This is a genomic window from Enterococcus sp. SB12, assembly GCF_030910025.2.
GTDB lineage: Bacteria > Bacillota > Bacilli > Lactobacillales > Enterococcaceae > Enterococcus_B > Enterococcus_B faecium.
Genome location: NZ_CP175675.1, coordinates 1059178 through 1071009 on the forward strand (window position 1 = coordinate 1059178; position 11832 = coordinate 1071009).

Genomic DNA, 11832 nt, shown 5'->3' on the forward strand with positions numbered 1-11832 from the left:
ATGTCTGACAAAAAAAGGCAACGATTTAGACTGTTTGTCTAAAAATTAGATGACCAATTCAAATAGACATATGTGAAATATTTTTATAAATAAAAGAAAAAATGGAATGTTTTACGTTATAATGGAACAGATAATAAGAGAGAATATGAACAAGGATGATGAATCATGCGAAAAATGAAAACAATGGATGGCAATACGGCAGCCGCATATATTTCTTATGCATTTACCGAGATTGCTGCAATATATCCAATAACACCCAGTTCGACCATGGCTGAATTAGTAGATCAATGGTCAGCAGCAGGAAAAGAAAATGTATTCGGTCAACCAGTAAAAGTAGTAGAAATGCAATCCGAAGCAGGAGCAGCTGGTGTGGTCCATGGATCATTGAAAACTGGTGCACTGACAACTACATATACCGCTTCTCAAGGGCTGCTTTTGATGATACCGAATATGTACAAGATTGCTGGGGAACTACTGCCAAGTGTTTTCCATGTTGCTAGTCGGGCAGTGACGACAAATGCGTTGAATATTTTCGGAGATCACGGAGACGTGATGGCTGCAAGACAAACAGGATTTGCTATGTTAGCTGAAAGCAGTGTACAAGAAGTGATGGATTTAGCACCTGTTGCCCATCTTGCTTCTATTGAAGGAGAAGTACCTTTTTTGAATTTCTTTGATGGATTCCGTACGAGTCACGAGATTCAAAAAATCGAAGTTTTGGAATATGAAGAATTAGCTCCTCTGATCAATCAGGAGAAATTAGCTTCATTTCGTAAACGAGGGATGAATCCCAATCATCCGACTGTTAGTGGTACGAACCAGAATCCAGACATCCATTTTCAACAACGGGAAACGATCAACCCCTATTATGATAAATTACCTGAAATCGTTCAAAAATATATGAAAGAGATCAACCGATTACGAGGAACTTCTTATGACTTGGTGACTTATTACGGAGCAGACGATGCGGAAGAAGTCATTGTTTCTATGGGATCAGTTGCACAGACGATTGAACAAACGATTGATTACTTGAATGCAAACGGACGGAAAACAGGTTTTTTGAATATCCATCTTTATCGTCCTTTTCCAGTGGAAACATTCGTGCAAAAGTTGCCTCATACAGTAAAAACAATTGCTGTTCTTGATCGAAGTAAAGAACCAGGGGCAGGTGGAGAACCTCTCTTATTAGACGTTCAAAGTGCGTTATATGATTCTGAACTTCGCCCGGCTGTTATTGGTGGTCGCTACGGATTGGGTTCTAAAGATGTGACTCCTGACCAAATCTCAGCAGTTTTTGATGAATTGCAAAAAGACCCAAGCATACGCAAAAAACGTTTCACCATAGGTATCGTTGATGATGTGACTTATCAATCTTTGGAACCAAAGGAAAGTCTGGATTTGACAGAACCGCAAACATTCCAGGCCAAGTTTTGGGGGTTTGGATCTGACGGAACAGTCGGAGCAAATAAATCAGCTATCAAGATTATTGGAGATCACACCGATAAATATGCGCAAGGCTATTTTTATTATGATTCGAAAAAATCTGGTGGTCTGACTGTCTCTCATCTTCGTTTTGGAGATACGCCGATACGTTCTGCGTATCTTGTCGAGCATGCGGACCTTGTTGCCTGTCACACACCAGCTTACCTGCATAGCTATAACTTGGTCAAAGGATTGAAGCCAGGTGGCATTTTTTTATTGAATACTCTTTGGAGCGACGAACAATTAGAAACGCATCTGCCCTTAAAATTAAAACGTTACTTGGCTGAAAATAACATTAGATTCTATACGATCAATGCCATGAGATTGGCCCAAGAAGTCGGTTTGGGACGCCGGATCAATACGGCAATGGAAACGGCATTTTTTAAATTAGCTGACATCATTCCTTTTGATGAAGTGATTCCGCTGCTAAAAGAAGAAGCCCTGAAAAGCTATGGACATAAATCAATGGCTATCGTAGAAAAAAACATACAAGCAATCGACCGGACGACCGAACTGCTTCATCAAGTCGCGATCCCAGAACATTGGAGAACGTTGGAGATGCCTGAAAAAATCAATAAAAGGAACACTGGTTATGTACAAGAAATACTTGAACCAGTGAATGCACAGGAAGGAAATCAACTCTCTGTTGGTACACTTGTAGCAAATGGAATGACAACAGGAGAGATGCCTTTAGGAATGGCTTCTATGGAAAAGCGGGGCGTCGCTTTAGAAGTACCTGAGTGGATTAGTGATCGCTGTACGATGTGTAATGAATGTGCCTTTGTTTGTCCTCATGCTGCCATCCGTCCATTTTTAGCAGATGAAGAGGAAATGGAAGAAGCGCCAGAAGGATTTATCGTGAGAGAAATGCGAGGCGCAGACGGCGTAAAATACCGTATCCAAGTTTCAGTGGAAGACTGTACAGGTTGTGGTCTGTGTGTAGAGGCTTGTCCCGCAAAAGAAAAAGCTTTAGTGATGAAGCCTTATGAAGAACAGAAAGAACAAGCTGTGAATTGGGCTTTTGCAATGACATTAAGACAAAAAGCAAATCCAGTCAAAGGAAAGAATACTGTCTTGTCTACACAATTCAATCAACCGCTTCTTGAATTCTCGGGCGCTTGCTCAGGCTGTGGCGAAACACCTTATGTAAAATTATTGACACAAATGTTCGGTGATCGAATGATGATCGCGAATGCGACAGGCTGTTCTTCTATTTGGGGCGGTGCTTCTCCTGCTTCTCCTTATACGACAAATGAATGTGGTCAGGGGCCTGCATGGTCAAATTCTTTATTGGAAGATAATGCTGAATTTGGTTATGGTATGCTTCTAGCGGCACAGACTCGTCGCGAGGCTTTGGCAAGTTCAATCAAAGAAGTATTGCCAAAAGTATCAGAAGAACTACGAGAATTGATGGAAGACTGGTTGGTACACATGTTTGAGAGTGAAGGAACGCAGCAAAGAGCAGCAAAACTGCAAGCTGCGATCAAAAGCGAACGATCAATTTTCCCTGAACTGGAGGATATATACAAGAGAAAGGATCTATTCGTAAAAAACAGCCAATGGATGATTGGTGGAGACGGATGGGCTTACGACATTGGTTTTGGCGGGATCGATCATGTACTTGCCAGCGGAGCAGACGTGAATATCCTTGTTTTGGATAACGAAGTCTATTCCAATACTGGCGGTCAAACCTCAAAAGCAACACCAGCTTCGGCAATCGCTAAATTTTCGGCTAGTGGAAAGTATGCTTCAAAGAAAGATCTAGGAATGATGGCGATGACATATGGAAATGTTTATGTGGCGCAAATTGCTTCAGGTGCCAATCAAATGCAAACGATCAAGGCATTTGAAGAAGCAGAAAAGTATCCTGGTCCTTCTCTGATTATTGCCTATACGCCTTGTATCACACATGGCTTGCTTGGTGGAATGAAAGAATCGCTTAAAGAAGCAAAAGAAGCTGTTTCTTCTGGTTATTGGTCATTATATCGATATAACCCTGCAATGGTCGAAAAAAACAAGAAACCAATGACTTTGGACTACAAAAAACCTGATTTCTCTGCTATGCCTGATTTCATGAGGAAACAAGTTCGCTTTTCCTCGCTAGAGAACGCAAATCCAAATCTTACAAAAGCTTTATTTGAAAAGACTGTCCACGACGCTAAAACACGTTTTTACAACTATGCTGCACTGACGGGAGAATTAGAAAAAATCAAGAAACGACTTGAACCAGAGGAATCTATCGATGTACCCGTTAAGACTAGAAAAGAAAAAACGACGGACCTTGAAGCAGAAGAAAGAAGAGCTGCTAGAAGAGCTGCCAGAGCAGAACGACGTAAAAAAATGGAACAAGCTACAAAAGAAAAAAAGGAAAAATAACAGAAAAAATATAATGAATAATTCTCTGAAGTTTAAAAATATTTATTGCAGATAAAAATAAAACGCATACTTGCAATTTTCTTGAAAATTATGCGTTTTTATCAAGAAAAAAACGAGCAGATCAGCCTCTAAAATTAAAACATATGATATACTAAAGAGGAAATCTCAAAAGAGAAGAGAGGCTTTTTATGTCATTTCAAATCGGGGAACTTTTCAATTTGGACTATTGGCAGCAAATGTTTTCCGGTGACTTGTTCTCTCTGAATTTTTTGGTGAACATACTTGATATTCTGGTTGTCTGGTATCTTGTATACAAACTGATCCAACTGCTGCGTGGCACAAAAGCGATTCAGCTTCTGAAAGGTGTAGCTATCTTTATTGTTATCCGAATCGTAGCGGAAATCATTGGTCTGCACACTTTGTCTTGGTTGATGAACCAAGTCATCACGTATGGGGTGATAGCTGCTATCGTGATTTTTCAGCCGGAAATCCGGAGAGGACTAGAACATCTTGGACGCAGTTCGCTTTTCAAACAATCAAAAAGCGAACAGCAGGAAGATGAGAAGATGATCTTGTCTTTTGACAAAGCCATCCAATATATGTCCAAGCGAAAAATCGGTGCGCTAATTACTATCGAACGGCATACTGGATTAGATGAGTATATTGAGACAGGAATTGCATTAGATGCAGATATCACTGGAGAGCTGCTGATCAATATCTTTATTCCTAATACACCACTGCATGACGGTGCAGTTATTGTAAAAGAAGGAAAGATCGCAGTAGCAAGCGCCTATCTTCCTCTATCAGAAAGTATGTTGATTCCTAAAGAATTCGGGACTCGACACCGGGCAGCTGTCGGTATAAGCGAAGTCAGCGACGCGATTACCATCGTTGTCTCTGAAGAAACCGGGGATGTCAGCATTACATTAGATAATGAACTGATGGCTGGCTTATCCCAGCAAGAATATTTGGCAATTTTGCGTAGAGAACTGATTGCTGAAGAGAAAACAAAAAACAAGAAAAACGTGATTCAATCTTTCCTAGACGGTATGACTAAGGGAGGGGATCGCAAATGATCTCAAAAGAGAAACGGACAAGCATTCTTTACAGTTTTATTGCATTGCTGTTCAGTATTGCGCTGTACTTCAATGCAAATGGCCAGTCCGTTCCAAATACGCTTTCTGGAAATGAAGCGTATAATCAAACAGTTACTGGGGTGCCTATCAAGATTTCTTATGATTCAAAGCGCTACTATATCCATGGATATGAAAATGCAGTGACTGTCAAACTTTCCAGTGCAAACCGAGTTCAGTTGAATGCAGAGGCAAACGAAGATACACGGATGTTCCGCGTCACAGCAGATATCACTAAGCTGGGCGAAGGAACACATGAAGTTCCGCTAAAAATTCAAAATTTGAGCAGTGCTGTCACAGCAAAGATCGAACCATCGACTATTACAGTAACGGTTGAGAAAAAGGTAATAAAATATTTCGATGTGGAAACGTTGATTCCTTCAACGTTCACACCATCTGGATATGAACTTGATGCTACTTCCGTTAGTCCTAAAAAAGTCTCTATCACTACAGGTGACAAAACATTGGCAGAAATCAAACGAGTAGTAGCTGATGTGGACGCTTCGATGGTCACAGATGATGGGATTAATAGTGAGGTCCCAATACAGGCGCTGAATGCAGCAGGGGAAGTATTAAGTATCGTCTCTGATCCAGTGCAAGTAACAGTGAAAGCTGATTCAATCAAGCCAAGCAAGTCGGTACGACTTTATGGGATACAGCAAGGAACACCAGCTGCCGGGGTAGAAAGCTATGATTTCAGTTTTTCAAAACTGGAAGCAGAAGTAAGCGGCTCTAGCGATTTGCTTGCATCGATCGGTGACAGTATTGCTGTACCGATCAATGTCTCAGGTATCAATCATCGAACAACTCGTAAAATTGAAATACCAGTAGAAGAGGGGTTAAGTATCAAGCCCGAATCAGTTAGTGTGGAGATTACACCCGTATTGCAAACGTCAAGCAGTAGCTCTGCTTCGACGAGCAGTCGGACACAAGAAAATACAAGTACGAGTAGAAGTATTTCATCTGCTGATTCAGGAACGGAACCATCGACAACAACCATTTCTTCCAGTTCGGAATCTGGGACAAGCAGCTCGACCACAAGTACAGAAGAAACATCAGAAACAAGCGAATCAACGCAAATGAGCAGAACAAATTCCTCAGAAAATTAAGTTAAAGGAGTAATTTTACAACTATGGGTAAATATTTTGGAACAGACGGCGTACGCGGTGAAGCCAACAAGGAACTTACGCCAGAACTTGCATTTAAGCTGGGACGGTGCGGAGGTTATGTCCTAAGCCAGCATGAAGAAGAAGGAAAACGCCCACGCGTGTTAGTAGGGCGGGATACAAGAATCTCAGGTCAAATGTTAGAAGAAGCGCTGATTTCAGGACTTTTATCGGTGGGTATCGAAGTGTTTCAGCTAGGTGTGATCTCTACACCAGGTGTTGCTTATCTGACACGTTTGCAAAAAGCAAGCGCAGGGGTCATGATTTCTGCTTCTCATAATCCAGCACAAGATAATGGAATCAAATTTTTCGGTGCAGATGGTTTTAAATTAGTAGATGACCAAGAGCTAGAAATTGAAGCATTATTAGATGCTGAAGTGGATGAATTGCCTCGTCCATCAGCTGAAGGATTGGGAACTGTAGAAGAATTTCCAGAAGGCTTATTGAAATATTCTCAATTCCTTGTACAAACGATCAACGGTGACCTTTCCGGTTTGACCATTTGTGTCGATGCAGCAAACGGAGCAACTTCAACAAGTGTTAATCGTTTGTTTGCCGATCTTGAAACAGATTTTTATACCATGGGCACAAATCCAGACGGGTTAAATATCAATGACGGCGTAGGCTCTACCCATCCAGAACGTTTAGCTGAGATGGTCGTTGAAAAAGGAGCAGATGCTGGACTAGCTTTCGATGGCGATGGCGATCGTATTATTGCGGTGGATGAACTTGGAAACATCGTCGACGGTGATAAAATCATGTTTATCTGTGCTAAATATTTGGCAGAAAAAAATCGGTTGAAAAAAGATACGATCGTTACGACTGTCATGAGTAACTTAGGATTCCACAAAGCGGTGGAAGGAATCGGTTTGAAAGATGTCGTTACACAAGTTGGTGATCGTTACGTTGTAGAAGAAATGCGCAAAAACGATTATAACTTTGGCGGCGAGCAGTCTGGGCACATGATTTTCTTAGATTTTAACACAACTGGAGATGGGATGCTTTCAGGAATTCAGTTACTGAATATCATGAAACAGACAGGTAAGAAATTATCAAAGCTTGCAGCAGAGGTAACAATCTATCCGCAAAAATTAGTGAATATCCGCGTAAGTGATAAAAACGGTGCGATGGATGTTCCGGCAATCAAAAAAGTGATTGAAGAGGCAGAAGCTGAAATGGGATCAGAAGGAAGAATCTTAGTTCGTCCTTCCGGTACAGAACCATTACTTCGAGTGATGGCAGAAGCGCCTACTGATGAGAAAGTCAATTACTATGTCGATAAAATCGCAGCAGTAGTCAAAGAAGAAATTGGACTGGATTAAGAGATATTTTCATAAAAAATAAAAGAACAAGGACCAGTGTCAGATGTCTGACACTGGCCCCTGTTCTTTTATTATTCTACTGTCACTGATTTCGCTAAATTACGTGGTTTGTCAACGTCGAATCCCCGTAATAGCGTTGCGTAATATGCAAGTAATTGAGTCGGTACGACTGTGGTTAGAGTAGTTAGATAAGGGTGGACAGTTGGTAGCACCAGCTGGTCACTTTCCTTTTCTAATCCCTCTGAGACAATAACTAGTGTTTTAGCGCCACGGCTTTCGACTTCTTTCAGGTTTCCTCGAGTATGCGCACCAGTCACTTCTTCACTGATGATTCCGATCACTGGTGTTCCTTCTTCGATCAAAGCAATCGTTCCATGTTTCAATTCGCCAGCGGCAAAACCTTCTGCCTGGATATAACTGATTTCTTTCAATTTCAAAGCAGCTTCAAGAGAAACGTTGTAGTCAGCGCCACGTCCAATGTAAAAGGCATTTCTTGTATCGCTGAAATATACTGCTGCCAACTCTTCTAAATAATCTTTTTGGGCGATGACCGATTCCATCGCATTAGCAACTAAACTCAATTCATGAGTGATATCGAATACAAGAGAAGTTTCAAATTCTTTTTTATCACCGATAGCTTTGGCTAATAAAGTTAGTACAGCTATTTGTGCAGTATAAGCTTTCGTTGATGCTACTGCGATTTCGGGTCCAGCATGCAATAGCAGTGTAAAGGATGCTTCCCGCGAAAGAGTAGAACCAGCAACATTTGTAATCGTAAGTGAAGGGTAGCCGAGACGGTTGATTTTTACCAGCACTTGGCGGCTGTCTGCTGTTTCGCCACTTTGACTCAAGAAAATAAAGAATGGTTTTTTTGAAAGAAGAGGTGTGTTATAGCCAAATTCACTGGCTAAATGAACCTCAACAGGAATCTGTGTCAATTTTTCCAAAGTCTGTTTACCTGCTAAACCCGCATGGTAACTAGTTCCGCAAGCAACGATATAGATTCGATCGCTATCAGACAATGTATCGACCAGCTTTTGATCAAGAGAGACACGATTGTCTTCTGTTACGTATTTTTGAGCGATACGGCGCATGATAATAGGCTGTTCGTCGATTTCTTTCAGCATATAAAAAGGATAGGTACCTTTCTCGATATCTGAAGAATCTACTTGTGCTTCGAATGAAGAACGTTCTACGATGTCACCTGCAAAATTTTGAATAATAACTTTTTCTGATGTGACGGTAACCATCTCTTCATCTTCAATCTCAACGAATTCCTTCGTATGAGCAAGCATAGCCATTGCATCGCTGGCAATCACATTGAATCCATCGCCAAGTCCGATTAATAGTGGACTTTTATTTTTAGCGACGTAAATAACATCAGGTGCTGTACGATCAATCAAAGCGAAAGCGTAAGAACCTTTGATGACCCGCAAAGCTTTTAAAAACGCCTCTTGCGTTGTAGTATCTTTCGCAAAAGTTTCAATTAGATGAGCGATAATCTCAGTATCGGTCTCACCAATAAAGTGGTCATTTGCTAAATAAGCAATTTTAAGTTCTTCAAAGTTTTCGATTACGCCATTGTGAACGAGCACGAAGCGTCCACTTTGGGAAGTATGTGGATGGGCGTTTTCTTCAGAAGGTTGCCCGTGAGTTGCCCAACGTGTATGACCAATACCTATATTTCCTGTAGTATCAATATTTATTTTGTTTTTCAAATTTTGAATTCTGCCTTGTGCTTTGACCAGATAATCAGTTGTGCCATCTGAGACAAAGATACCAGCTGAATCATATCCACGGTATTCTAATTTTTCTAGCCCGCCAATCAATCCTGGTGTTACATTTTTTAATCCAATCATTCCAACAATTCCGCACATAAAAAACATCCTACTTTCTATAATAAATTCGTATGAATGCTTCCAGCTGCAGGAAAATCCTTTTGTTTTATCTTTGCAGATACTTTTTGTGGATCTTCTGTAGAGTGCAGTCCCTAGGGTCATCCGCCGAACCTTTCGATAAACCCTCTCCTCGTCATCTGTTTGCACAGACCAGGCGCTATCCTAAAAGGTATAACTATCCTCCTTTTTTATTTTTTTATCTGGAAACATTTAAAATCATACCCTTTTGCGAATGTTTTTGTCAACAAAAAAAGAATAAAAATAAATTGGTATATATCGAATTTCCTTTTGGGGGTGCGTTTTGTGTCAAAAAATAATCGGTTTTTATCTATCATCTTTTTCAGGAGTTCGGTACAATAGAAAGTAATAGGATGAAGGAGGAGAAAAATGGATTCAAAAATCGAAATCATGACACTTGGAATGTTAAAAAAACAATTGTCCGAATTTGAAGCATCAGCTGGTGTATCAGATGATACAAAAATATTTTTAGATACTGGTTGGGATAGCATCCAGGAAATCGCACCTGATGCCTTGGAAGTTGTCCAAGCGCGAGAGTTTACGGTAGAAGATGAATGGACAAAAGAATCATTTTCCGGGTATGCGCGTGAAGAAAAAGCAGAGCGGTTCGACGCTTCCGAGCAGTCAGAAACTGTGATCGTCATAAAAAACTTGTATTAGAAAGGAGAAAGAATGAATAAAAAACGTTGGGCAGCAGTTCTGATTGCTGCGGGATTATTTGTGGTTTCGTTAGTTTCGGCGAGTTTGACTAAGCCTCAGGAAAATAATCAAGTCGAAGGGTTGAACAGTTGGTTATACGGGGATGAAGAGTTAGTACCAAATGTGTTGGAAGAGGGAGACAGTACGCAAAAAATCGTAAAACTAACAGTAGATGGAACGATTACTGCGGGAGGATCTTCTGGTTTATTTGCTTCTGAAGGTTATAACCATGAAAATTTCATGGAACAACTGAAAGCTGTGGAAGAAGATCCAACAGTCAAAGGAATCTTTTTAGAAGTAAACTCTCCTGGCGGCGGTGTCTATGAAAGTGCGGAAATCGCTAAGAAATTAGATACGATCCGTAAAGAACATGATATCCCGATGTATGTCAGTATGAAAAACATGGCAGCTAGCGGTGGTTACTATATTTCTGCTCAAGCAGATAAAATCTTTGCAACCGAAGAAACAGTGACCGGTTCAATTGGTGTGATCATGTCAGGATTGAATTATTCAGGCCTTTTAGAAAAACTGGGTGTGGAAGACACAACAGTGAAAAGTGGCGCATTGAAAGATATGGGTTCAGGAACACGCCCAGAGACAAAAGAAGAGGAAGCAGTGCTTCAAGCGTATATTGACAGTGCGTATCAACGATTTGTAAGAATCGTTAGCGAGGGACGGAATAAATCTGAAGAAGCAGTCAAAAAAATAGCAGATGGAAGGATTTATGATGGTGTCCAAGCAAAAGAAGTAGGTTTAGTCGATGAATTGGGATTCCCTGAAGACGCCTTACAAGCTATGCGAAGGGAACAAAAGCTTGAAGATGCTGAATTAGTAGAATATTCCTCCGCATCATCTGGATTTGCCAGCACATGGTTAGGGAGCAAACTGGCAGAGTTCCAAGGATTGAAATCTTCTGAAACTAGTCAGATCTTATCAATACTTGAGAATCTCGGAACTGCAGAATCACCAAAAGCAATGTATTATTACGGAGGTGAGTAAGCATGACGGAACTTCCAAACGAAAATAAGGAACAAGGAAGAGAGAGGCAACAGCAGCCTGCTGTGGGACCTGATCCAAGCTTTTCCCAAAAGGTGCTGAGCTCTTTTGAAAGAGAACCGATGACGTCAGAAGAAATCAAAAAGAAACAACGGAAATGGAAAAAGTATACTGACACAAAAAATGAACCACCAAAAGCAAATGATTTTCCTCATTATTTCTATGCAGGTTTTTTGATCCGAATGTTTGCCTTCTTGATCGATCTTTTGTGTATCGGAGCTATTACACGTTTAACACTTGGTATTGCCAAAAATCTAGGTTGGCTGAATTTTTCAGATTCGTATTTGAGTCTCTATGGATTCACAGCATTACTCATTTATTTAGCGTATTTTGTTTTATTGACGAAACTCAATCATGGCCAAACGATTGGGAAAATGATCTTCGGTATTCGAGTCATTAGCTTTGATGAAGAAGAACTTAGCTGGTCAACTGTTTTAGTTAGAGAAGGTGCTTGCCGGTTCATTCTAAAGTTTCCTTTGCTGATGTTAGGGTATCTTCCAGCAATCTTTAATCAGAAAAAGCAGCATCTGGGTGATTTTTTCACTAATACAAGTGTCGTTACGATTAATCTGATCAAAGCATTCAACCAAGAAGTTAACAGCTGATGATCCATAAAAAACAGTAGTTTGAAGCATCTTCTAAAAGTCAGATCAAAAATCTAGCTTTTAGAGGATGCTTCGAT

8 protein-coding genes are annotated in these 11832 nt (G+C 40.5%); 7 read left to right on the forward strand and 1 reads right to left on the reverse strand.

The features are described 5' to 3' along the window. Nucleotides 1-165 precede the first annotated feature (165 nt). The 4 genes from nifJ (at nucleotide 166) to glmM (ending at nucleotide 7479) form a co-directional block, all read left to right on the forward strand. Complete coding sequence (gene nifJ / locus RBL01_RS05145; RefSeq protein ID WP_002299625.1) at nucleotides 166-3858, forward strand: pyruvate:ferredoxin (flavodoxin) oxidoreductase; 3693 nt, start codon at nucleotides 166-168, stop codon at nucleotides 3856-3858. A 188-nt stretch (nucleotides 3859-4046) separates the two neighbouring features. After that, nucleotides 4047-4934, forward strand: a complete 888-nt coding sequence (gene cdaA / locus RBL01_RS05150) for a diadenylate cyclase CdaA (RefSeq protein ID WP_002287821.1) — start codon at nucleotides 4047-4049, stop codon at nucleotides 4932-4934. Beyond that, complete coding sequence (locus tag RBL01_RS05155) at nucleotides 4931-6100, forward strand: YbbR-like domain-containing protein (RefSeq protein WP_307781020.1); 1170 nt, start codon at nucleotides 4931-4933, stop codon at nucleotides 6098-6100. The genes cdaA and RBL01_RS05155 overlap by 4 nt, the downstream gene beginning before the upstream one ends. Nucleotides 6101-6123: 23 nt before the next feature. Continuing rightward, nucleotides 6124-7479: a phosphoglucosamine mutase gene (gene glmM / locus RBL01_RS05160; protein WP_002326935.1), complete on the forward strand. Its 1356-nt coding sequence runs from the start codon at nucleotides 6124-6126 to the stop codon at nucleotides 7477-7479. Nucleotides 7480-7550: 71 nt separating this feature from the next. Here glmM and glmS read toward each other — a convergent pair whose 3' ends face one another. Further along, nucleotides 7551-9356 (reverse strand): glutamine--fructose-6-phosphate transaminase (isomerizing), encoded by a 1806-nt coding sequence (glmS, locus tag RBL01_RS05165; RefSeq protein ID WP_072538612.1) that lies wholly within the window; start codon nucleotides 9354-9356, stop codon nucleotides 7551-7553. Nucleotides 9357-9764: 408 nt separating this feature from the next. Between glmS and RBL01_RS05170 the strand changes: the two genes are divergently transcribed. Genes RBL01_RS05170 through RBL01_RS05180 form a run of 3 tightly spaced genes read left to right on the forward strand, consistent with a single transcriptional unit; the run spans nucleotide 9765 to nucleotide 11755 of the window. After that, nucleotides 9765-10055: a hypothetical protein gene (locus tag RBL01_RS05170; protein WP_002297551.1), complete on the forward strand. Its 291-nt coding sequence runs from the start codon at nucleotides 9765-9767 to the stop codon at nucleotides 10053-10055. Nucleotides 10056-10067: 12 nt separating this feature from the next. After that, nucleotides 10068-11093, forward strand: coding sequence for a signal peptide peptidase SppA (gene sppA, locus RBL01_RS05175; RefSeq protein ID WP_307781021.1), 1026 nt, complete (start codon nucleotides 10068-10070; stop codon nucleotides 11091-11093). 2 nt (nucleotides 11094-11095) lie between these two features. Next, complete coding sequence (locus RBL01_RS05180; RefSeq protein WP_002292072.1) at nucleotides 11096-11755, forward strand: RDD family protein; 660 nt, start codon at nucleotides 11096-11098, stop codon at nucleotides 11753-11755. Nucleotides 11756-11832 lie beyond the last annotated feature (77 nt).

What these genes read in the sequence shown, in the direction of transcription:
- RBL01_RS05180 (WP_002292072.1), top strand. Translation starts at nt 11,096, where the DNA reads ATGACGGAACTTCCAAACGAAAATAAGGAACAAGGAAGAGAGAGGCAA.
- cdaA (WP_002287821.1), top strand. Translation starts at nt 4,047, where the DNA reads ATGTCATTTCAAATCGGGGAACTTTTCAATTTGGACTATTGGCAGCAA.
- glmS (WP_072538612.1), bottom strand. Translation starts at nt 9,356, where the DNA reads ATGTGCGGAATTGTTGGAATGATTGGATTAAAAAATGTAACACCAGGA.
- RBL01_RS05155 (WP_307781020.1), top strand. Translation starts at nt 4,931, where the DNA reads ATGATCTCAAAAGAGAAACGGACAAGCATTCTTTACAGTTTTATTGCA.
- glmM (WP_002326935.1), top strand. Translation starts at nt 6,124, where the DNA reads ATGGGTAAATATTTTGGAACAGACGGCGTACGCGGTGAAGCCAACAAG.
- RBL01_RS05170 (WP_002297551.1), top strand. Translation starts at nt 9,765, where the DNA reads ATGGATTCAAAAATCGAAATCATGACACTTGGAATGTTAAAAAAACAA.
- nifJ (WP_002299625.1), top strand. Translation starts at nt 166, where the DNA reads ATGCGAAAAATGAAAACAATGGATGGCAATACGGCAGCCGCATATATT.
- sppA (WP_307781021.1), top strand. Translation starts at nt 10,068, where the DNA reads ATGAATAAAAAACGTTGGGCAGCAGTTCTGATTGCTGCGGGATTATTT.